Origin of the sequence: Solibacillus sp. FSL R5-0449, assembly GCF_037975215.1 — a bacterium.
Taxonomy (GTDB): Bacteria; Bacillota; Bacilli; order Bacillales_A; family Planococcaceae; genus Solibacillus.
This window is the reverse complement of the sequence record NZ_CP150239.1, coordinates 800,163-822,400: the sequence shown is the minus strand read 5'-3', so window position 1 is coordinate 822,400 and position 22,238 is coordinate 800,163. Positions and strand designations below refer to the sequence as shown.

Here is a 22,238-nt window from a genome sequence, read left to right as displayed (position 1 = left end):
ATTTTAAAACAATGCTTCAATTATTAGGCTAGTCTTTTATAGAATTAACTTATCCATACGTAAAATCAGTTCTGCAATTTCAGGTTTTGAAATTTGTTCTTCCGCTCCTACCTGTTCACCTTTATGACGCAAATCATCGGTAATCAGACTTGAGAAAATAATGACTGGAAGCTTTTTAAGATCCGGATGTGACTTAATTTTCTTTGTTAAATGATGTCCATCCATTTGAGGCATTTCAATATCTGTAACAACTAGCTGTACATGCTTTTCGATTTGTTTATCTGCTTTCGCCATCGCTTCCAGATATTCATATGCATCACGACCGTTTTCAAAAAACTCCGTGTTCACATAACCTGCTTCATTCATCGTATCAAACAGCAGTTTACGCAGTAACGGTGAATCTTCCGCGATAATAACTTTCTTTTCAGTACGTTCACGCTTGCCGAGCTTTTTCACAGCATCTACACTTATGCTAGATTCAGGATTAATGTCAACCATGATTCGTTCAAAGTCCAGTAGCAAAATCATTTCTTCTTGAGACTTGATAACGCCAATCACTTGAGATGCCCCACCTTGGTACATGTCCGAAGGTTTTTCAATCTGATCCCAAGAAATACGGTGAATTTGTGTAACATTGTCCACATGGAATACAACACGCTGCTTATTAAATTCCGCCACAATATATTTTTGCTGTGGGTTTCGGTTTTCTGTCGGTATGCCTAATACTTTCAACATATCTACAACCGGCAATACTTCCCCACGCAATTGAATAATGCCTTCAACATGTGGATGCACATGCGGAATAAATGTCACTGGTATAGGCTGAATAATCTCTTTTACTTTAATGACATTTATACCGAACTTATTGTTCGCCACCTCAAATTCAACGATCTCAAGCTCATTTGTTCCACTTTCTAGTAAAATCCCTTTCTGATTTTCCACTACATGTCTCTCCTTCCAAACTGCCACGCTTACAATAATCCTATTGTATCATAAGAACTATTTAACTACTATATATTATTATGCCCTTTGTACTCACTCATAATACTTGATTAATGCTTGTGTCCCATTGTCACCATAACCTTCTGCAAGTAACTGATCGTACATAAATTTCGCTAAAGTTAAGCCTGGTAATTGGAGATTCATGCGTTCCGCTTCATCAAGCGCTATCTTCATATCTTTAATGATATGTTTAATATAAAAGCCTGGTTCCATATTCCCCTTCAACATACGTGGGGCAAGATTGGAAAGCGACCATGACCCTGCTGCCCCTGCTGTAATCGAACGAAGAACTTCTTCCATTGTGAGTCCCGCTTTTAAACCGTAAGCCATCGATTCACAAACACCAATCATGCCGGAAGCAATCGCAATCTGATTGCACATTTTCGTATGCTGCCCGCTGCCTGCAACACCTTGGTAAATAATATTTTGTCCAAACAGTTCGAAAATCGGCTGCATTTTTTCGAATATATCTTTGTCGCCGCCAACCATAAGCGATAACGTTCCATTTTTGGCACCGATATCTCCACCTGATACGGGTGCGTCAAGGCTATGTAATCCGCGTTCACTTGCCTCTTGATAAAGTTTTTTCGCAAGAGTCGGTTCGGATGTCGTCATATCAACAATAATCGCTCCTTGTTTCGCTGCAGAGAAAATACCGTTCTCTCCAGTATAAACTTCCTCGACATCTTTTGGATAACCGACCATCGTAAAGACAATATCCTGTTCTTTACTTGCTTGTGCCGGTGTTTCTGCCCATTTTGCGCCTGCTGTAATAAGATCTTCCGCTTTGCTTTTTGTTCTTGTATAAATTGTTACATCATGCCCGGCATTCAGCAAATGCACAACAATGCTTGCCCCCATAACGCCTGTGCCGATAAAACCTATTTTTTTGGATTCCATATGTATGCCCCTTTAGTATTTTCTTTTATTTTAACAAAACCAGCCAGAACTTCAATGTCAGTGTATTTTAATAATTCAAAATAAAATAGCACCGCTTCACTATAAGATAAATTTCTATACCATATTACTTTTAAATCGGAAAATTTTGTTAGGGTTCTTTAGAGGAATTGGATGAATAAATTGAAATTTCGAGCATATATAAAAAAAGAGAGCAGTAGCGTTGGTCCGCTTCTACTCTAAAGGGGGAAATGAGAATGTTGCTGTGTTCAAAATTACTCTTCCCTTCTCAGTACTGTTTTAAACATAAAATTTATAATTTTTTTTATTATTTAATGTTTAAAAACAGATGTGCACTTCTTGATTGATTAAAAGCATTCATCAGATTGTCTACTTGGATACTTAGCTCAAGTGTTTTGTGACTACGTAAACCATTTTCCAGACCCGATTGAATCATTTGTTCGCGCTTTTTTTCAATTTCCAGTAGTAGTGCCTCATTCGAGATAGGTCTACCCAATTTATTTCCTCCTTTTTTAGTCAATTACCATTATTATACCCATTTTGTAATCTTCTTACAAAAGAATCATTATTCAAAATTCGACAATTATTATGCCCTTGAGTTTTCCGAAAATGTATAAACAACATCCCCGCCTTGTTTTGCTTCACCACGGAAGTTTTTAAATTGTTCATCTTTCACAAGGTATTCCCGGAACTGTAAAAATTCTTCTTTTTTTATAATCACAGATTGCAATTCACCGTTACGCAACTGATCGAGAATATTTTTATAGTCTGTCATCTGGATCTCTCTTTCCATTTTTTATGTGCATAAATCCAATATATCAAACTCTTAATCGAAAATATATTTCAAATAAACCCTAGTAAATTAATAAAATTATTCAAACTAATTGAATTTTGTAGTATAATTTCAAGCAAACTGTTAATTAGTAGTCGATGAAGGGACTGACTGTGTATGAAAATTGCGGAAGTTGGAAATATAATCGAGTTTAAAGACGGCTTAAAAGGAGTCGTTGAAAAAGTGAATGAGAATTCCGTTATCGTTGATATAACGATTATGGATAATTTCCATGATTTAGAAATGGAAGAGAAAACAGTTGTTAATCATAAACGGTATAAAATATTAGCTAATAACGAATAATTTAATGCAAATTACCCTTTTTAACATTGATATGATGATAAAAAGGGTAATTTTTGTTACGATACGTAAGGGGAGGTTAAGCTATTGAAAAACAGAAAACAAATCATTACACTCCTTCTGGCATTAGTTTTTATTTTCAGCATGATGTTTTTTACATTTTATGAAAAAACGATTTTCTGGTATTTATATGCCTTTACATTACTAGTTGGAATTGCAATCAGCTTAATGGCAGGTAAATTTGAAGATCGCATTCCAACTTGGCAGTATTTGATTTACGGTATTGGATACGGGACAATTACGTATGGTATTGTAAAACTCGGTTACAAGATAATGCCTTATCTCGATAAAAATGCAGCAAAAGATATTACGAAATTTTTGGATGTATATGGTCCTCAAAATATTTTCCATTACTTAATGCTCATTTTTATTGTAGCAGTGGGAGAAGAAATATTTTGGCGGGGCTATGTTCAGCAGCAGTTAAAACAATTCACAACGCCTTTCTGGGCTGTCTTGATCACATCTTTACTATTTTCGCTGTCTCTAGCCATTAGCGGGTTCCTGCCGGGTGCTCTTGCAGCAATTATCGCCGGTATACTTTGGGGAGCTTTATATGAATGGAAAAAAAGTTTACCATTAATAATCGTTACCCATATTGTCTTTGTTTTACTATTATTTTTAGTTTTACCATTATTCTGATACAATTAAAGCAGAAACTTATCTTTCTAATTTCCGTCTATACAAGTAAAAGGGGGATCCATATGAAGAAATCAATTTATCAAGTCGGTGCCGTAGTAATTTTATCTGCATTTTTGGCAGCATGTAATACGGATACAGACGAGCCTACAACATCAAATGCAGCAAATGAAGAACCTGCCGAAACAGAAGAAGTGCAAAATGAAGAACAGCCGGAAACTACCGAGACGAACGAGACAGACGAATCGGATGACGCTTCTTCAGACCAGCAAGAAGAAGCTACTGAGACATCATCAGAAGAAACAAAAGCTGAACAAGAAGATAAAGCCGATAATACTACATTGACATACATTTCAAATGGTCAGCCGTTTGAAGAAAAAGTAGTAACTTCTACAAGTGATGAAATGAATTACACGATTCAGCATTTTGAAAACTATACACTTACTTCAGAAGAACCAGGTGTTGACAGTTTATTAAATAATGCTGATGAAGCTACTTCAATGCAGATTGAAGTTGTACAAAAAGAAGATGTAACTTTTGATCAGTTAAAAGAATCTGCAAAAGAAACTATTTCTGCCATTGCACCTGATAGCACAAAAGATCTGGATTTGGCATCTACTTTGGAAGAACGTAAGGAAATTTCAAATATTGTTGGATATGAAGCTTTATTAGAGGATGAAAAGGTTGTAAAAGTTGTAATTGAACGTGAAAACCTATTTGTTACACTAACAATTTACGATAATGTCCAAGCTGACTTAACAGACGCCTTTTTACAAATGGGCTTAACAATTCAATAACCACTAAAAAGGACACCCGTAAATTCCGGGTGTCCTTTTATTGCTTAATAGGATAAATCTTTAATAGATAATCCTAATTTTTTTAATAACTCTATTGCTGTCTGTTTTTCTTCAGCTGTTAATACCCCTAAAAGTTCATGAATATTCTGTTCATGTTCAGGAAACAGTTTGTCCATAAACTCGGAACCAAGATCGGTAATTTCCGCGTATGTGACACGACGATCGGTTGGACACGAAACACGCGCTAAAAAATTGCGTTTTTCCAGCTTGTCCACTACGTAAGTAATCGACCCGCTCGCCAATAAAATTTTATTCCCGATCTGCTGCAGGGGCTGGCGACCTTTATGATATAAAAGTTCTAAAACTGCGAATTCTGTAGGATTCAAACCATTTGCTTGTATAAATTGATTCGTAGCTTCACTTATCGCTTTATGAGCTCTTGATAATACGATAAATAATTTTAACGATTGCTTTACTTCCTCTGAAGCCATAAAAACCATCCTCTATTTTAAATAATCAATTACACTGTATGCAATTGCGCAGGATTTAAGGAGACCCTCATTGCCGGGACCGTCAGCTGTTGCCGGTAATATGACGTTCAGGCTAACTTACTCTTTAAATTCCCTTCAATAACCTGTGATTCCTGCAAGAAGCTTGTCCACCACGAAATTGATACGCTTTCATTTCCGAGTGGAAGCAATGTTCTTACACTGAATTCTCCAGATTCCAGCTAGTATTTACTAAAACTGCTTAATGAAGATGTACATATTATAGCGATGGATTGGAAGTTTTGTCAAAATCACTTCGAAATTGCCGCCATTCTAGCCACTTTCATTGAAAAAGAAGGAGAAGAATTTAAATATTCAATTTCATTTCGTAAATCAAAATCAATTAAAAACTTAGATCCTGCACCTTGCTCACTCTCAATGTGAAGAGCCCCATTATGTTCTTTAACGACAGATTGTACAAGCATTAATCCCAGCCCGGATCCTGTTTCCTTTGTTGTATAAAAAGGATTTAATGCATTTTCTATATCAACCGCATTCATCCCTTTACCACTATCCTCAACTGAAAGCTGCAGCGTATTTTTACCTCGGTAAACTAAACGTACGACAATGTAATTATTCGTATCCATAGCTTCGATCGCATTTTTCAGCAAGTTAATAATCATTTGCATCAGGCGATTAAAGTCACCATTAATTTTGTATTCTACTTTTTCGTCAAATTCAAATAAAATCATAGCATTTGTTTTCATTGCAAGAGGTTGCATACGCTGAATTGCCTCGTCTACAACTTCCTTCATATCAAGCATTTGGAATGCTTGTTTCTTTGGTTTTGAAATGTTGAGAAGATCCCCAAGTAAATCATCCATGCGCTTCAATTCCGATTCAAGAATTTTGAAGTAAGGATATTCCTGCTCATTTAAACTGCTCTTAATCATTTGGATAAAACCTTGAATCGATGTCATTGGATTTCGTATCTCATGGGCAATCGAAGCAATATTTTGACCAATAAATGATAACGATTGCTGATGCTCGATTCTTTTCAACAGCATCATCTCTTCTGTTTGATCAATAATTGTTGTGACCAAGATCCCTAAATTTTCATCTACTTTACTAATAAAATTTAAATAGACCGTATTTCCATCTTCTGTTTTTCTCATAACAAAAATACTGGCCATTTCCCTGTTGGAAATCTTTTTATAATATTGAGTGATGACCTGGGAATCATATTGGCAGTCTTCAAATAGATAATCATAGCTTCTATTTTCTATTTGAGATGCTTTGCGATCAAGTAAATGTAATGCCATAGCATTGCCGGATATAATCTTTCCATTCAGCATTGTTAATATTACACCTTGCGCCATTCCATCTATTAAATTCTGAAACATCACGGTTTTACTTTTTTCTTCAAATGAGATGACATTGGAAGGGTTTACCTGAATCCTAGTAAAGATTAGTTGTTTATGTTCCAGATAATGACCCCAAACTTGAACCGGTATTTTTTGGTGATATTTATTTATTAATATAAACGTTGCAGTAGATGTTGAATTTTCAATTACAGAACCGGTAAATCTCTCCCACTCACCACTAATTTTATCCGCACTTTCCCAAAAGCACTTCGGTAAGTGGACTGATTGCAATATTTCTTCTGCCTTACTATTCATAAATTCAATTTTACCTTGGCGGTTCAATATAATGATTTGTTCATTGGATTGCTGAAAAAGCTCTTCTAACATATAATTCAATTGGCCTTCCACTACACCTATTACCCCCAATTTCAAATATTATAGAATTTTCAGAATTGTATACTTACCGTATATTATTTCATATTACTATTTGGAATAAAATGGGTATATTCTCCCATGTTGTTTGTATCTGTTTACACTGCTACAATAGACTTTATGAAGAGGAGAATAAAATTATGAAAATTATATTAAGTACACTCAACGCAAAATATATTCATACTAATTTAGCGATTCGCTATTTAAAAGCAGCAGCACAGCCTGAATTCGACTGTGAGCTTGCTGAATATACAATTAAAGACCCCGCTTTCAACATCGTATCCGACCTTTTCCAAAAGAAACCGGATGTTGTCGGATTCAGCTGTTATATTTGGAATATTAATGAGACGATTGCGGTAATTCGCATGCTAAAAACAGTATTGCCGAAAGTTAAAATTATATTAGGTGGTCCGGAAGTTTCCTATGATGTCCATGAATGGATTCGCAAACATGAAGAAATCGACTTCATTATAATGGGCGAAGGGGAAGTTTCATTTAAAGAAATGCTTCGTCATTTCAATGGTGAGATTCCTCTCGAAAAAGTACCGGGTATCTGCTATTTAGAAGAAGGAAAATTAAAAATCCATGCACAGCCACCTAAAATCGATTTACGGGAAATTGCTACCCCTTTCCGATTTGAGGAAGATTTACCTCACCTGGGTAAACGAATTCAATATATTGAAACAAGCCGTGGCTGTCCGTTCAGCTGTCAATTCTGCTTATCTTCCATTGAAGTAGGTGTTCGTTATTTCAACCGTGAGAAGATTAAAGAGGATATTCGCTACTTAATGAATAACGGGGCAAGAACGATTAAATTCGTTGACCGTACCTTTAATATTAGTCGTAGTTATGCGATGGAAATGTTCCAGTTTTTAATTGATGAACATCAGCCAGGTGTCGTATTCCAGTTCGAGATTACGGCAGACATTATGCGTCCTGAAGTCATCCAATTTTTAAATGACAATGCTCCGAAAGGGCTGTTCCGTTTTGAAATTGGTGTACAGTCAACGAATGACTTAACGAACGATCTTGTAAAACGTCGACAAAACTTCGAAAAGCTTACACGTACTGTTACGATGGTAAAAGAAGGCGGCAAAATCGACCAGCATCTTGATTTAATTGCCGGATTGCCGGAAGAGGATTATTCGTCATTCCGTAAAACATTCAATGATGTCTTTGCGATGCGCCCGGAAGAGCTTCAGCTTGGCTTTTTGAAACTGCTGCGCGGGACAGGATTACGCCTGGAAGCCGAAAAGTACGGCTACACATATGTTGATATTTCGCCATATGAAATTTTCTCAAATAATGTATTAACATTTGATGATATTGTCCGTATTAAACATGCGGAAGATGTACTGGAAAAGTATTGGAACGCACACCGTATGGACAATACAATTGAATATTTAGTAACAGAAGTATTTGAAACGCCTTTCGACTTCTTCCAAAGCTTCGGCACATATTGGGAAACAAAAGGCTGGTCACGTATCGGACATCAGCTAGAAGATTTATTCCGCCGTTTACTTGAGTTCCTTCAAACGGTCGAGCATGCCGACTTAGAAGTCATTACAAGCCTAATGAAATATGACTTCCTTCAAGGTCAGCAATTCCAGCCGCGTAAACTTTGGTGGGATGACCGTCTTTCTGAAATTGAGATGAAAGATGCCTATGCACGTATTAAAGAAAATCCTGCTCTTGTAGGTGAGGAATTTGAAGCAATGCAAATTACGGAACGCGAATTATTCAAGCATTCCTTAATTATTCCGTTCCACATCGATTTACAAAATTATGAAGTCGGTGCACCACAAAAGAAAACGGGCTATTTATTCACATACTTCCGCAATGGACAACAGCCTTACTTCAGCACATTCAATTAATCAAAAGTGGCTGGAATCTAACCCCAAAAAGCTATTTTTCTCTCAGAGAAAAATAGCTTTTTTACTGAACGTTATAATGGACCCGCAGGAAGCTTGCTTGTTGTCCCTACATCTTTTTATGAACTATAAACTTACTTTTTATTCGAGTGAGAATCCGTTTGCTTTTTTTGTGGGCTATTTTTCGATTGTTCTTCCGTTAAATCATTGTCTTCGCGAAGATCCAAATCATCAGGGTTTAATTCTGGTCCAACTTCCTCTTTCATGTTTTGTCGGTCATTCCCTTTCTTTTTCTCCATATATATCACCTCCATTTAATAAATTAACCATTCGGCTATTATCTATTCCGCCGATATGATTAAACAGAGCTGCAATCAGCCTACTCGTTTTATACCCCAAAAAAGAGGGCATAATTCAAATAAGAAGAAAGGAGTGCTATTTTTGAAAATATTTTTAGTTATTTCTAGCATTGTTGTTCCGCTTATTATGGTTCTTATACGAAAGAAAATCAGCAAGTCCGCACTTGTCTTCAATATACTCGCTGTTATTTTTGTCATCATTTTCGGCAGTATTGCATCCACTTCGATTTATCAAATCATTATTGATGACGCAGTATTTATGACAAAAATTCACGGCTTATTTTTAAATGAGCTCTTTTTGATTTCCGGTGCATATATTGGAGTCTTTACTATTTACAGGCTGATGATTCTCACATTGCAGGAAAAATAACTGTCCTTAAAAAAGAACGCCCATTCCCTTAAAGGAAATGGACGTTTTTACGCATTCTATCATACTATTTACCCAATAATAATTCTTTCCTTCGGGTAATGATACTTCTTCTTCTGGGCAGACCCGCCGATTGAATAAAGGAAAGAAATGAGCCCTACACGCCCGACAAACATGAGCACCATAATGACCATTTTTCCGAATGCCGTCAAGTTCTCTGTTATACCGAGCGACATCCCGCACGTTCCGAATGCTGAAGTAATTTCAAATATGACTTCCATCATCGTTGCACGTGATTCTGTAATAAACAAAACCATCGCAGCACCGAGCACCATAATAATCGCAAAAATCAGCACCGCAAATGAACGGAATACATCGATTACATGAATTTCCCGGTTAAAGATTTGAATTTCCGACTGCCCGCGGGAAAATGCGATTAAAAATAATAAAACAATGGCAAATGTCGTTGTGCGAATCCCGCCTCCTACAGAACTTGGTGACGCCCCGATAAACATGAGCGCACTCATAAAGAGCTGTGTCGCCTCATTAAAAGATGTTACGTCAAAGGTCGTCAAACCGGCCGACCTGGTGGAAACCGATTGGAACATGGCCGTAAACACCGCCTCATGCCATCGCATCCCTTTAAATGACTGGAAAGATTCAATAATAAAAATAACAACTGAACCGAAAATAAATAAGCCGACATACGTGAAGGTCGTAACCTTTGTAAATAAGCTAAAGCGAAAAGCCGGATCCTTTTTCGTTAAATAAGCCTTCACTTCAATTAATACCGGAAAACCGATTGCACCTAGAAAAATTAAAATCATACAGACAAATTGGATGAAATAATCATGGTGGAATGGTTCCAGACTCATTCCCGTAATATCAAAGCCTCCGTTTGTTGTCGATGAAATGGCAGCAAACAACCCATTAATCGCCGACTCTTCCCATGTCGCAAAATAACGCTTAAAGTGAACCGTTAATATAAAGGCACCGGTAAATTCAATCATAAACAGCAGTTTGGCAATTTGACGAATTAATGCTACAACACCTGATAAATTATACTGATTATGGTCAATCATAATCAGCTGCCGTTCCCGCATACCGATTTTCTTTCCAAACAACAGCCATAAAAACGTACCGATGGACATAATCCCGATCGCGCCAAATTGCAGAATGAGCAAAATCATTGCAAGCCCAAAGCTACTGTAGGTCTCTGCAACAGTCACAGTCGTTAAACCCGTTACACTAACGGCACTAACCGCCGTAAATAAACTGTCCAGAAACGATACGTGGACGCCTTCCAGATGTACTCCCGGGAGACGCAGCAAAAAAAATGAAATTAAAATAGCTACTGAATAATAAGTGATTAAAATTTGGAAAGGCGTAACTTTCCGTTTTTCGAATTTTTTAAAAGGCATATGGTGGCCTCCGATATTTTATTACATTTTTTCTAGTATAATGAATAACGTGAAAAATGAAAAGAAGACACTTCTAATAGTAGAAGTATCTCCTAAATTATTTATTATTCTGCTTTTGCTTTTTTGTTTTTGTACACACTTACTAAATAGCCGCCCACAGCAAGTCCAAGCAGCACGACCCAGAAGATCGCTTTCCATGTTGTAGAATGTGGGAAATGCGGATCAATAATAGCCAAGTTCTCATGTCCTAAAGCAAGTACAGCCAATTTGACACCTACCCAGCCTACAATTAAAAAGGCTGCAGTTTCCAATGTCGGATAATCGTTCAACAGCTTAACAAACATTTGTGCCGCGAAACGCATAATGACAAGCCCGATAAAACCACCAAGGAACATAACAGCAAATGGACCTGCATTAATTCCGCCAATATGGTAGTCACTAATATGCGGTAACGTCATAGCAATCGCTACTGCTGCAAGCATTGAGTCAATTGCAAACGCAATATCCGCAAGCTCTACTTTTAATACAGTCATCCAGAAACCAGAACCTTTACCTTCTTTAATTTCCGACTCTTCATCCTGCTTTTTAAAGTGATTATCGTATAGATGTTTTATGGATATGAATAATAGATAAGCCGCACCAAGCGCTTGAATTTCCCAGTATTTCGCTAAGAACGTAATAAGGAACAGTGCGATGAAACGAAACACGAACGCACCGAATAATCCATAAAATAATGCCTTTTTCTGTTGTTCTTTTGGTAAATGTTTAACCATTACTGCCATTACAACTGCATTATCTGCAGCTAATAGCCCTTCAAGGAATACTAATACAAGTAAGACCCATGCATATTCTAATAAAATTGCTTCCATGAAATTTCTCCTCCTTATTATTTACTTGTACCCAATAAATTAGGCGTTAATAATATAAACTTGAAAAAATATCCTTTTTGGCCAAAAAAGAAAAGACCTCTGCCTATGTAATATAGGCAAAGGTCTTGCTAAGCACATAATGCTATCACACCCGATGGCTCCTAACCATGTAATGACGAATGTGAAGTAAGTACATTTAAATATAGCGCTTATCTATAAAGACAAGCTGCTATTTAAATTTCTTATAGCTACTCCCCTTTGACAAATGTCAATGGATATTCAATTCAATTATTATATTGTTATTTTACCGATAACATCTGAAAAAATCAAACGATTCTTTCATATTTCATCAACATTTTACAATAACCGTCTACACATACTTTTTCTGAGCTAATGTTTTGCTTCCTTTTCAATCAAGCTGTAGATGATCGGTACGATAAATAAAGTTAGAATTGTTGAACTGATGAGTCCTCCAATAACAACAACCGCCATTGGCTGATTGATTTCAGTTCCTTCACCAATACCCAATGCTAAAGGAACCAACCCTAAAATCGTCGTTAGAGCCGTCATTAATATCGGTCTCATCCGATCCTGCGCCCCGGTAATAATCGCATCGGTTTTATTTAATCCGAGCTGCCGTTTTTGATTGATATAGTCAATAAGCACAATACCATTGTTCACTACAATCCCTACTAATATAAGGATTCCGATAATGGCTGTGACACCAAGCAATGTATTTGTTACAAACAATGAAATCGCGACACCGATGATCATTAGCGGTACACTGAATATCATGACAAACGGCAGCTTAAATGATTCAAATTGAGCGCCCATTACTAAATAAATAAGAATGACCGCAAGTAGAATAGCCAAAATCATATCTTGTTTTGCACTGTCAAATAATTCACGGTCCCCGCCAAAGACAATTCTCGATGTTGCGGGAATTCCACCTTCTTCAATCGCATCATCCACTTTTCGGGAAATGCCGCTAAGCGATTCGGACGTATCGTATTTTACAAATACAGCAACGGCCGATGCCTGATCCGATCTCCGGATAGCCGTTTGGGTTTCTTTTATTTCAACCGATGCAAGCTCCTGCAGCTCCACAAACACCCCGGCATTTGTTCGAAGCTTCATCGCTTTAAGTGCTTCCACATCCTCACGGTACGCTTTTCCGAAACCAGTGTATACTCCCAGTACTTCCCCATCTTCGGCAATAATCTGCGTTGTAAATGCACCTCGTGTCATCATATTGACGGTTTGTGCGATTTGTGCAGGCATTAGCCCATATTGAAGTGCATCTTCACGGTTTACTTCAATTTGAATTTCCTCTTGCACTTCATCCAAATCAGTCGTTACTTCTATGACCGAATCGATATTTGCTACACGTTCCTGGATGGAAGCGACCGTTTTTTGCAGCTGAGGCTCATTGCTGTCCGTCACACGGAATGTTAAGGAGTTCGGTGTTGATCCGGAAGAAGACGACAATGAAAACGTCACTTCAGCACGCTCTCCGATTTCCTGCTGTACTTGTTTTTCAAACTGTTCTACAAACTCGAAAATGGAACGATCTCGTTCCCCTAATTCAACGAGCTTGACTGAAATCTCTCCTTCATTTTGTTCACTAGTACCTCGAGATAAAGATTGCTGATTACCTCCAATTAGACTGACCACTACATCCACTTCATCATAATCCTTCGCCATTTCTTCAATTTCCGATACAATTTGTTCTGTTTTCTCAACCGTTGCACTGTTCGGAAGCTCGACTGACAGCGATACAAATCCTTCATCTGTAGGCGGTAAAAACTCTGTACCTGTTTTATATATTGTAAAACCGGAGATACCCACCAAGACAATTGTGATAATTAAAATGAGGGCACGTCTCTTTAATCCCCATTTCAGCGCTTTCGTATAATTCCGGTACAGCCAAGATTCCTCCCGTTTCTTTATTATCGTCGCAGGTTTTGTACGTAAGAGACGGCTGGCCAACATTGGAACAACTGTTAATGCCACAAAAAGTGAAGCGATTAAACTGAAAGAAATCGTTAATGCAAACTCGACAAATATTTGTCCAATTAACCCACTTATAAAAATAACTGGTACAAATACCGCAATCGTCGTGACAGTAGACGCGGTAATTGCTAAAGCCACTTCCTTTGTACCATTCACTGCTGCTTCTTTCGGATTCTCTCCAAGCTCTAAATGACGCTCAATATTTTCTATTACAACAATGGCATTATCCACAAGCATCCCGATACCAAGTGCAAGTGCACCGAGTGTCATAATATTTAAAGAGAAGTCCGCAAAAAACATAAGTACAAACGTTACGATGACCGAATAAGGAATCGCAATCCCGATAATAAGCGGACTTTTTATTCCGGACAAAAAGAAGAAAAGGACAAGCATCGCAAACAGTCCGCCAAAAATAAGCGAAGAGCTGATATTGCTGATTGCCAATCGTACATAGTCCCCCTGATCAAATAAAATAGTCGCCTCAATGCCATCATATTGGGGCTCATCTAATAATTGGCCAAGCTCCTTTTGAAAAGTTTCGGATACATTTGCGGTATTTGCTCCAGACTCCTGCAAAACCGAGATAAGTACAGCCTGCTGGTCATTGGCCCTTGTAATCGTGTTCGTTTCCTGTTCTTTTCGTTCTACGTTTGCTATATCCTGAACTTTAATTGACTCACCTGTTAACGGATTGACCGAAAGCACAACATTCGCTATTTCTTCCGGACTTGTAAACAAGCTGACCACCCTTGTAGTTAACAGCTGATTATCTTTTGTACTTAGCTCTGCACCCGGCATGGAAATATTGCTCGCCTGGATAATTTGCATTACATCATCTTGCGTTAAATTATTTTGCTCAAGCTTTTCGGCATCCAGCTCAATCTGAACTTCTTCAACAATTTCACCGGAAACGGTTACACTGGCCACCCCTTCAGTCCGCTGTAATTCCTGCTCAAGCGATTCGGCGATTTGCCGGATATCGACTTCTTCCCTATCTGCTGACAGTGCCAATTGAATAATCGGAAACTGTGATGGATCAAACTTTAAAAAGTTTGGTGTTCCCGCATCTTCAGGAAGCGGAACAAGGTCAATACGCTGCAAGATGTCCATTTGAACATCATCCATATTCGTTGACCAATCAAACTCCAAAATTATGAGATTCGAGCTTTCCAGCGATGTCGACTGCACTCGTTTTATCCCCGGCAATGTGGCCAGAGATGCTTCAAGCGGCTTTGTCACTTTTTCATTTACTTCTATCGGACTTGCACCCGGATAGTTTGTTACAACAACCCCTATCGGCGGATTTAAATCGGGTATTAACGTAACAGGTATTTTAAATAATGAAACGGCACCGAGTATTAGCACGAAAATCATTGAAACAATTGTAAATACCGGGCGTTTTATAGAAAACTTGCTTATATTCATCGGTGGAAAGTCCTTTCAATTTGTCTTTATATTCATTAAAATTCGGGTAGAGCTATCTTTTTCCCTTTTATCATCCGACAAAACTTACATTTTTACAGCAAAATGTTACAAAAAATCATACAAAGTAGGCATGGTTTTATTAGTCTGGATTTTCAGCTCCAGTGAATTCCTTGCTGGAATGCATTGCCTACACTACAAGCTACGGGGGTCCATTTATGTGTTTAATTGCATTTTCCTATAAAGTTCATCCATCTTATCCGCTCATCGTCGTTGCGAACCGTGACGAATTTTACGACCGGCCGACAGCAGCTGCCCATTTTTGGGAAGATGAACCTGAAATATTAGCCGGACGAGATTTACGTCAGCAGGGCAGCTGGATGGGGCTGTCAAAAAATGGCCGTTTTGCTGCCATTACAAATTACCGTGATCCGCGCCTTCCTGAAACCGGCCAATTGTCACGTGGAGAAATTGTACGGTTGTTTCTAACTGCTACAGAATCGACAGACGCTTTTATCCAGTCACTGCGTTCAAAAAGAGATTTGTACGGAGGTTTCAATGTTTTGCTTTATGACGGTGAAGACATGCATCATTACAATAATATTTACGATGAACACAGTATGATAGAAAGCGGAATTCACGGTGTGAGTAACGCTACTTTCAATACACCATGGCCAAAAGTAACTGCTGCTAAAACTGTATTGGAAAATACAGTCGAAGAAGATGCAGTCGAAATGAATACACTCATCTCGCTTTTGGCAAATGCTGAAATCGCACAAGATGAAGTATTGCCAAATACTGGTGTAGGTATCCATCTGGAAAGATCCTTATCCGCCCAATTTGTAAAACTTCCTAATTACGGTACGCGCTGCTCCACAGCTATTGTTTTCAAAAATAATAGAGAGATTGATTTTCTAGAACGGACATATGAAAACGGGAAATTTAAATTTGACCGTTCTTACCGTATTAATGCAGGAGAATAAGTGATTGGCAAATAACGGAGACCGGGAAGGAGTTCTGCTTTCTATCGTAACTATTCTAATATCCGGACCCGGTTCTCTTTTTTCACACTTTTGTTCTACTTTCCGGATGAATAGTTCCAATTTCCCCTAAAAACATTCTACTTTTCTCTCTTTACTTTCTACATTTAATTCGTAAACTTATAATAAATTTTCGGGTTCCACTTCTCTCTATTTCGTTCCACATTTCGGTCAAAACATTCTACTTTGACACCGGGGAGTTCTACTTTTCGCTTTTTCTTTTCTATATTTCAGTCTAAAACTTCTAATAAATGCCCTGCTCACGACACCCTCATTCCCTCAAAATGCAAAAAACCCCGGCAATTCTCTTACAAAGAAAATTGCCGGGGCTTATTAATTATTCAATTATAGTAAGCTGTATAATTGAATGTTTTCGTTTTTCTCAGAGAACCAGCGCATCGCAAATTCGTTTTCAAATAAAAATACTTTATTATCGAAACGGTCTTTCACAAGCATTGAACGCTGAGAATGCATTGAATCTTTCACATCTTCTTCGTTTTCAATCCAACGTGCAATTTTGCTGCCAATCGGCTGCATAATTACTTCTACATTGTATTCATTAATCATTCGGTGCTGGAATACTTCAAACTGTAATTGACCAACCGCACCAAGAATTACTTCTTCAGTATGCATTGTTTTGAAATACTGAATTGCGCCTTCTTGTACTAATTGCAGCACACCTTTTTGGAATTGCTTCCCTTTCATTACGTTTTTCGCCGAAACTTTCATGAAAATTTCAGGTGTGAATTGAGGTAATTTTTCAAAGTTGAATGTTTTCTTGCCGCCGACTACCGTATCTCCAATTTGATACGTACCTGTATCATAAAGACCGATAATGTCACCAGCAACAGCTTCATTTACTGTTTCACGATCATCTGCAAGGAACTGTGTTGACTGTGTCACTTTGAACGATTTACCTGTACGTGAAAGTGTCATGTTCATACCGCGCTCAAATTTACCTGATACGATACGCACGAATGCAATACGGTCACGGTGTGCCGGGTTCATATTCGCTTGAATTTTGAAAATGAATCCAGAAAATTCGCCATGATCAACAGGATCGATAAATTGCTCATCTTCCGTAATACGAGGCTGAGGAATCGGTGCAAATTTTAAATACGTATCAAGGAATGTCTGTACACCGAAATTCGTTAATGCCGATCCGAAAAATACCGGTGTCAATTCACCACGAGCAATTTTATCTTCTGAATATTCATTTCCAGCTTCATTCAGAAGTTCGATATCGTCGATTGCCTGTGAATAATACGATGTTTTTTTCATATCGTTATCAACAGCTAAATGTCCTTCTTCATCAAGTGGCAAGTAGCGGTCACCTTCTTCTACTCGGAACTGCTCGATACGCTTGTTGTAACGGTCGTAAATGCCCAGGAACTCTTTCCCCATACCAATCGGCCAGTTCATCGGGTATGCGTTAATACCAAGAACCTCTTCCAATTCTTCAATAAGTTCCAACGGCTCTTTCCCTTGACGGTCCAATTTATTGATAAATGTAAAAATCGGAATACCGCGCATTTTACAAACTTTGAATAGCTTTAATGTTTGGGCCTCGATCCCTTTAGCCGCATCGACTACCATGACAGCCGAGTCTACAGCCATTAACGTACGGTACGTATCTTCCGAGAAGTCTTGGTGTCCAGGTGTATCCAGAATGTTTACACGGCAGCCTGAGTAATCGAACTGCATAACAGAAGAAGTAACCGAGATCCCACGTTGTTTCTCGATCTCCATCCAGTCAGATGTCGCAAACTTACCTGACTTCTTTCCTTTTACTGTTCCTGCGTCACGAATCGCACCACCGAATAATAGTAGTTTTTCTGTAATCGTCGTTTTACCAGCATCCGGGTGACTGATGATGGCGAATGTACGACGCGCTAATATATCTTGTTCTAAAGTCATTAATTTCGTCTCCTTTTTTCATACTTTCTTATTTTAAAAGACAACAGTCATTTGTTACAACCTTTTTTACTTTGCTAGGCTCATTTTCCGTAATCTCCGCAAAACTTTGAAAAGCATAAAACCGATTACAATGGCGATTGCATTTAATAATACATCATCGACATCTATACTACGACCAATAAAATATTGAGTCCCTTCAATAAATAACGGAATCGTAAACGCGACGACATGCATAATACGCCATCCTCTGAATTTTCCCCATAATAGCGGAATAAAGAAACCAAAAGGTATAAACAGGACAATATTGCCTGCCAAATTATAAAATGCAATATTAGCCAATGGTCCATTCAATTGGTCATAATACAGCATAATTGTTTGTAATGGGGTAAAATTGCTGCGCACATATGCGGTGGAAGTATCAAAAATGATCTGTCCATTCGACATTTGGAAATCTGGAATAATCGTTTGGGAAAAGATACTGACACTGTAAAAGAAAAATAAAAGCATTGTCAATTCGCGCCACGCGTATCTAGTTTTATTTTTCATATAAAACACGCGCAATATGCAATAAATCGGGAAGCTTACAGTGCAGTACGCAATCATACTAAGTAAAAATGAATAGATCATTTTTGTCACCTCCAAAAAAATCCACCGCTAACGCTATTACGTTAACACGGTGGATTTGAAAAAATTATAGCATAATCTATACAAATTTTAACTTTCCAGCTTCAATCGCAATTTTCGCATCACTATGCGGATATTTTGTATTTTCGATAATTTGGTAATCCTCATGACCTTTACCAGCGAAAATAATGATATCACCAGGATTTGCAACACTTACCGCATGTCTAACGGCTTCGGCACGGTCACCGATACAGGCATAATTTTTATGTTTCATACCTTTTGCCAAATCACCTGTAATACTGTCAAATTCCTCATAGCGTGGATCATCCGTTGTCAAGACTACATAATCTGCAACCGATGCTTTTTCTGCCATTGTCGGACGTTTTGTTTTATCCCGTCCGCCACCAGTGCCAACAAGGAAAATTAATTTATTTTCCGGTTTTTTATATGGCATTGCCGCATTGATCGCTTTTTCAATCGCATCCGGTGTATGAGCATAGTCGATGAACATTTGAATCGGTAAATCCGATTCTACTTTCTCCATACGCCCTTTGACTGGCGGCAGCATTTCAATTTGTTCAATAATAACATCAATCGGGAAACCGCGGGCATAGAACACGGCTGTTGCTGCAAGGACATTGTAAATATTAAACTCGCCCAGTAAATGCATTGATACCGGGAATGTACCCTCCGGTGTTTCCATATCGAATCGCGTCATTCCATTTTCATAATTGCAGTTTACTGCACGGAAAATCGCATTATTATGCAATCCGTACGTCCAAATTGGGAACGGTGTCATTTCCGCATAGCGCTCAGACCAAGGATCATCAGCATTTAATACGACATGCTTGTTCTTCTCCAAGTCTTGTCCTAGCTGAGAAAACAGCAAACCTTTTGTGTTCCCGTAGTTTTCCATCGTACCGTGGAAATCTAAATGATCATGCGTTAAATTCGTAAATACCGCCACATCGTAGTCAACACCGGCTAAACGGCCCAATGCTAAACCGTGTGATGAAACTTCCATCACCATTGCACGGCAGCCTTCACTTTTTGCACGAAAAATCATCTGTTGTGTATTTAATGAATCACTTGTCGTGTTTGCCGATTCGTACAGTACACCATTTAAATTAAAACCGATTGTTCCTGACAATGCCGATTTTTCGCCAAGTCCGATTAATATATTGTGGATAATTCCAGATACGCTAGTTTTCCCATTTGTACCTGTAACTCCGATCATCATAATATCCTTCGATGGATAATCAAAAAACTTTGCCGCTAAAATGCCAAGTGTACGTGTCGTATTTTTTACGATTACTTGTGCAATTTCTCCATCCAACTGTAATAGACGTTCTGTAACAATTACAGTTGCACCTGCATCAACTGCCTTTTGAGCATAATCATGCCCGTCCACTGTAAAACCTTTTATACATATAAATAAACTGTTTGGCTGTACACTGCGCGAGTCAATTGCAATATCTTTAATCAGTTTCGGTAGTTGACCTACAACTTTCTTTTGCATCAGTGTACTTAAAAGTTCTTCTGCATACATAATTCTTTCCCCCACAATTGCAATATAATTGCGAATGATAATTTTCTTCTATGTACTAATCATCATACTGTGCATAGATTGAAATTTCCACGCTTTTCAACATCTGTAATGTTTCCGTATAAAATAAACATGTTTGCAATATAAGGACTATGGACATATAATACATAAGTTCATTTTCGTATTATTGACTCAAAATACTGAAATTAGGACCTAAAATTATATTTAAAATTAAAAACTCCAATTCGTTCTTATTTAATTTATTTATACGATATATCTATCATATCAAAATTCGTCATTTATCGACATCATGAATTACTGTATCATTATAGTTAATATTACTTATCCGAGGTGTTTTATGCAGCAACAAGAGATTTTAAATAAGCGAAATCTGCTTATGGTAATTACTTATTTTTTCTCGACGCTTATTTTTATTACTGTCATTGCTACACAGCTGTTCAAGCATCCTTATTCGTTTTTAGGTATTAGTATCGGTAGTTGCATTATGCTCATCGCTTTATATTATTTAAAAACGCCCCCCAAAGTGCTGCAAATTATTTTGATATGTACATGGCATATCACTGTTTTCCTATTTAACTATCAAAATGTGAGTATACTTTCGTTTTATACTTTTATCTGGGTAATCGCGACTTTAACCATTTACCGTTCTTATATAATTTCTTTCATCAACATTATTTTAGTATTCATCGAAATCTATATTTTAAATACGTTATCGATGATTCCCTACCATAGTTTTAACTCAGATGATCAACTTTTACTTTTCAGCTTTTTGATGGCGATTTGCATTATGAGTATTGGACAAAGTTTTTTAATAAAACAGATTTGGTTAAAGCTAGAAAAAAATGCAATTGACCGTGAATATTATTTAAATTCCAAACATGCCTATTTGCATTTGTTTTTCGAACAGGCTAATGATGCAATTGCTGTATTTGATTTGGAAGACCGTGTTATTGCGGTCAATCCTGCATTCGAGAAATTGTATGGCTGGTCTAAGGAGGAGGCATTAGGGCGTGTTTTACCGCTGATTCCCCCGGAAAATGAGGAAGAATCGAAGCAAAGGAAAGATGATTTGATGCTCGGAAAAAAGTATCGGCTCCACGAAACGACCGATATGAGAAAAGACGGCACTTTTTTTGATGCACAAATTTCATTGTCACCTATTTTGAGTCCGCATGGTGAGATTATCGGATCATCTGTCATTTCACGGGACATTTCCTACATTAAAGAAAATGAAAATCTGATTTTGCAGTCGGAAAAATTACGGCTTGTCGGAGAGCTTGCCGCGGGTGTTGCTCATGAAATCCGCAATCCAATGACGGTAATTTCCGGCTATGTTCAAATGATGAACGAAGATCCGGATTCGCCTTACTATGAGTATACAAAGCTCATTCAAAATGAAACCGAGCGAATTGAATTAATTTTATCGGAGTTCCTTGTATTATCAAAACCTCAGGCTAATCAGTATGCGCCGATTAATTTGGCGGAAGCTTTATCCGAGGTCGTCCAGTTTCTTCAATACGAGTTCCAGTCAAAAGCGATTTCTTTAAAAATTATTAATGAATTTTTGAACATTACAATTTTAGGAAATAAAAATCAACTCAAGCAAGTGTTTATAAATTTATTCAAAAATGCGATCGAAGCGATCAATGAAGATGGTTCCATTACATTGCAAGTATGCAAAAGTAAAGACGAAAAAGAGATCCGTATTCAAATTATTGATACGGGATGTGGTATTCCACAACATGTGCTGGACCGGATGTTCGAACCTTTCTATACGACGAAAACTAATGGAACAGGGCTTGGCATGATGATTATCAATAAAATTGTACAAGATCATCAAGGGTCCATCCAAATTAAAAGCAAGCAGCATGTCGGTACTGAAATATTATTAACGTTTCCGATTATGACAGAATAATAGATGAAGGCTTTCCTGGAATTA

The 22,238-nt window shown here is 37.7% G+C and carries 20 protein-coding genes; 7 read left to right on the top strand and 13 right to left on the bottom strand.

The window, feature by feature from the left end:
• Positions 1-36: 36 nt before the first annotated feature.
• The 4 genes from MKY27_RS03865 to MKY27_RS03850 form a co-directional block, all read right to left on the bottom strand.
• Complete coding sequence (locus tag MKY27_RS03865; protein ID WP_339175378.1) at positions 37-942, bottom strand: chemotaxis protein; 906 nt, start codon at positions 940-942, stop codon at positions 37-39.
• 93 nt (positions 943-1,035) lie between these two features.
• Positions 1,036-1,902: an NAD(P)-dependent oxidoreductase gene (locus MKY27_RS03860; RefSeq protein ID WP_339197931.1), complete on the bottom strand. Its 867-nt coding sequence runs from the start codon at positions 1,900-1,902 to the stop codon at positions 1,036-1,038.
• A gap of 325 nt (positions 1,903-2,227) precedes the next feature.
• Positions 2,228-2,416, bottom strand: a complete 189-nt coding sequence (locus tag MKY27_RS03855; RefSeq protein ID WP_339197928.1) for an aspartyl-phosphate phosphatase Spo0E family protein — start codon at positions 2,414-2,416, stop codon at positions 2,228-2,230.
• A 90-nt stretch (positions 2,417-2,506) separates the two neighbouring features.
• Positions 2,507-2,695 (bottom strand): hypothetical protein, encoded by a 189-nt coding sequence (locus MKY27_RS03850; protein WP_339197925.1) that lies wholly within the window; start codon positions 2,693-2,695, stop codon positions 2,507-2,509.
• A gap of 174 nt (positions 2,696-2,869) precedes the next feature.
• On the opposite strand from MKY27_RS03850, the gene MKY27_RS03845 reads away from it, so the two are divergent.
• From MKY27_RS03845 to MKY27_RS03835, 3 genes are all read left to right on the top strand, one after another.
• Positions 2,870-3,055 (top strand): DUF2187 family protein, encoded by a 186-nt coding sequence (locus tag MKY27_RS03845; RefSeq protein WP_008403508.1) that lies wholly within the window; start codon positions 2,870-2,872, stop codon positions 3,053-3,055.
• Between the two features lie 84 nt (positions 3,056-3,139).
• On the top strand, positions 3,140-3,751 hold the full coding sequence (locus tag MKY27_RS03840; protein ID WP_339197922.1) for a CPBP family intramembrane glutamic endopeptidase: 612 nt from the start codon (positions 3,140-3,142) through the stop codon (positions 3,749-3,751).
• A 62-nt stretch (positions 3,752-3,813) separates the two neighbouring features.
• Positions 3,814-4,545, top strand: a complete 732-nt coding sequence (locus tag MKY27_RS03835; RefSeq protein WP_339197919.1) for a chemotaxis protein — start codon at positions 3,814-3,816, stop codon at positions 4,543-4,545.
• A 44-nt stretch (positions 4,546-4,589) separates the two neighbouring features.
• Here the strand turns inward: MKY27_RS03835 and MKY27_RS03830 are convergent, their stop codons facing one another.
• Positions 4,590-5,036, bottom strand: a complete 447-nt coding sequence (locus MKY27_RS03830; RefSeq protein WP_339197916.1) for a MarR family transcriptional regulator — start codon at positions 5,034-5,036, stop codon at positions 4,590-4,592.
• A gap of 308 nt (positions 5,037-5,344) precedes the next feature.
• Positions 5,345-6,784, bottom strand: coding sequence for an ATP-binding protein (locus tag MKY27_RS03825; RefSeq protein WP_339199628.1), 1,440 nt, complete (start codon positions 6,782-6,784; stop codon positions 5,345-5,347).
• Positions 6,785-6,969: 185 nt separating this feature from the next.
• On the opposite strand from MKY27_RS03825, the gene MKY27_RS03820 reads away from it, so the two are divergent.
• Positions 6,970-8,703, top strand: coding sequence for a B12-binding domain-containing radical SAM protein (locus MKY27_RS03820; RefSeq protein ID WP_339197914.1), 1,734 nt, complete (start codon positions 6,970-6,972; stop codon positions 8,701-8,703).
• Positions 8,704-8,834: 131 nt separating this feature from the next.
• Here the strand turns inward: MKY27_RS03820 and MKY27_RS03815 are convergent, their stop codons facing one another.
• Positions 8,835-8,999: a hypothetical protein gene (locus MKY27_RS03815; RefSeq protein ID WP_339175368.1), complete on the bottom strand. Its 165-nt coding sequence runs from the start codon at positions 8,997-8,999 to the stop codon at positions 8,835-8,837.
• 142 nt (positions 9,000-9,141) lie between these two features.
• Between MKY27_RS03815 and MKY27_RS03810 the strand changes: the two genes are divergently transcribed.
• Complete coding sequence (locus MKY27_RS03810) at positions 9,142-9,429, top strand: transposase (protein ID WP_339197911.1); 288 nt, start codon at positions 9,142-9,144, stop codon at positions 9,427-9,429.
• 68 nt (positions 9,430-9,497) lie between these two features.
• Here the strand turns inward: MKY27_RS03810 and MKY27_RS03805 are convergent, their stop codons facing one another.
• From MKY27_RS03805 to MKY27_RS03795, 3 genes are all read right to left on the bottom strand, one after another.
• Positions 9,498-10,847, bottom strand: a complete 1,350-nt coding sequence (locus MKY27_RS03805) for a TrkH family potassium uptake protein (RefSeq protein WP_339175366.1) — start codon at positions 10,845-10,847, stop codon at positions 9,498-9,500.
• Positions 10,848-10,951: 104 nt separating this feature from the next.
• Positions 10,952-11,716 carry a TerC family protein gene (locus MKY27_RS03800; RefSeq protein WP_339197909.1) on the bottom strand — a complete coding sequence of 255 codons (765 nt, stop codon included), beginning with the start codon at positions 11,714-11,716 and terminating at the stop codon, positions 10,952-10,954.
• 390 nt (positions 11,717-12,106) lie between these two features.
• Entirely contained in the window at positions 12,107-15,154 is a 3,048-nt protein-coding gene (locus MKY27_RS03795) for an efflux RND transporter permease subunit (RefSeq protein ID WP_339197906.1), read from the bottom strand.
• Between the two features lie 215 nt (positions 15,155-15,369).
• On the opposite strand from MKY27_RS03795, the gene MKY27_RS03790 reads away from it, so the two are divergent.
• On the top strand, positions 15,370-16,134 hold the full coding sequence (locus MKY27_RS03790; protein ID WP_339197903.1) for an NRDE family protein: 765 nt from the start codon (positions 15,370-15,372) through the stop codon (positions 16,132-16,134).
• A 402-nt stretch (positions 16,135-16,536) separates the two neighbouring features.
• On the opposite strand, the gene MKY27_RS03785 is transcribed toward MKY27_RS03790, so the two are convergent.
• The 3 genes from MKY27_RS03785 to MKY27_RS03775 all read right to left on the bottom strand — a co-directional run bounded on the left by MKY27_RS03785 (position 16,537) and on the right by MKY27_RS03775 (position 20,281).
• Positions 16,537-18,108 carry a peptide chain release factor 3 gene (locus MKY27_RS03785; protein ID WP_339175362.1) on the bottom strand — a complete coding sequence of 524 codons (1,572 nt, stop codon included), beginning with the start codon at positions 18,106-18,108 and terminating at the stop codon, positions 16,537-16,539.
• A 66-nt stretch (positions 18,109-18,174) separates the two neighbouring features.
• The gene (locus MKY27_RS03780; RefSeq protein ID WP_339197900.1) at positions 18,175-18,735 is read right to left on the bottom strand and encodes a VanZ family protein; all 561 of its coding nucleotides are present in this window, start codon (positions 18,733-18,735) and stop codon (positions 18,175-18,177) included.
• A gap of 76 nt (positions 18,736-18,811) precedes the next feature.
• A complete protein-coding gene (locus MKY27_RS03775; RefSeq protein WP_339197897.1) occupies positions 18,812-20,281 on the bottom strand; it encodes a UDP-N-acetylmuramoyl-L-alanyl-D-glutamate--2,6-diaminopimelate ligase in 1,470 nt (489 codons plus the stop codon).
• A 355-nt stretch (positions 20,282-20,636) separates the two neighbouring features.
• On the opposite strand from MKY27_RS03775, the gene MKY27_RS03770 reads away from it, so the two are divergent.
• On the top strand, positions 20,637-22,214 hold the full coding sequence (locus MKY27_RS03770; RefSeq protein ID WP_339197894.1) for an ATP-binding protein: 1,578 nt from the start codon (positions 20,637-20,639) through the stop codon (positions 22,212-22,214).
• Positions 22,215-22,238: the final 24 nt, after the last annotated feature.

Bases quoted from the DNA above. Each gene is read 5' to 3' on its own strand.
- MKY27_RS03825 (WP_339199628.1), bottom strand. From the start codon at position 6,784: ATGTTAGAAGAGCTTTTTCAGCAATCCAATGAACAAATCATTATATTG.
- MKY27_RS03805 (WP_339175366.1), bottom strand. From the start codon at position 10,847: ATGCCTTTTAAAAAATTCGAAAAACGGAAAGTTACGCCTTTCCAAATT.
- MKY27_RS03795 (WP_339197906.1), bottom strand. From the start codon at position 15,154: ATGAATATAAGCAAGTTTTCTATAAAACGCCCGGTATTTACAATTGTT.
- MKY27_RS03785 (WP_339175362.1), bottom strand. From the start codon at position 18,108: ATGACTTTAGAACAAGATATATTAGCGCGTCGTACATTCGCCATCATC.
- MKY27_RS03820 (WP_339197914.1), top strand. From the start codon at position 6,970: ATGAAAATTATATTAAGTACACTCAACGCAAAATATATTCATACTAAT.
- MKY27_RS03775 (WP_339197897.1), bottom strand. From the start codon at position 20,281: ATGTATGCAGAAGAACTTTTAAGTACACTGATGCAAAAGAAAGTTGTA.
- MKY27_RS03770 (WP_339197894.1), top strand. From the start codon at position 20,637: ATGCAGCAACAAGAGATTTTAAATAAGCGAAATCTGCTTATGGTAATT.
- MKY27_RS03830 (WP_339197916.1), bottom strand. From the start codon at position 5,036: ATGGCTTCAGAGGAAGTAAAGCAATCGTTAAAATTATTTATCGTATTA.
- MKY27_RS03860 (WP_339197931.1), bottom strand. From the start codon at position 1,902: ATGGAATCCAAAAAAATAGGTTTTATCGGCACAGGCGTTATGGGGGCA.
- MKY27_RS03850 (WP_339197925.1), bottom strand. From the start codon at position 2,695: ATGACAGACTATAAAAATATTCTCGATCAGTTGCGTAACGGTGAATTG.
- MKY27_RS03835 (WP_339197919.1), top strand. From the start codon at position 3,814: ATGAAGAAATCAATTTATCAAGTCGGTGCCGTAGTAATTTTATCTGCA.
- MKY27_RS03815 (WP_339175368.1), bottom strand. From the start codon at position 8,999: ATGGAGAAAAAGAAAGGGAATGACCGACAAAACATGAAAGAGGAAGTT.
- MKY27_RS03800 (WP_339197909.1), bottom strand. From the start codon at position 11,716: ATGGAAGCAATTTTATTAGAATATGCATGGGTCTTACTTGTATTAGTA.
- MKY27_RS03780 (WP_339197900.1), bottom strand. From the start codon at position 18,735: ATGATCTATTCATTTTTACTTAGTATGATTGCGTACTGCACTGTAAGC.
- MKY27_RS03790 (WP_339197903.1), top strand. From the start codon at position 15,370: ATGTGTTTAATTGCATTTTCCTATAAAGTTCATCCATCTTATCCGCTC.
- MKY27_RS03845 (WP_008403508.1), top strand. From the start codon at position 2,870: ATGAAAATTGCGGAAGTTGGAAATATAATCGAGTTTAAAGACGGCTTA.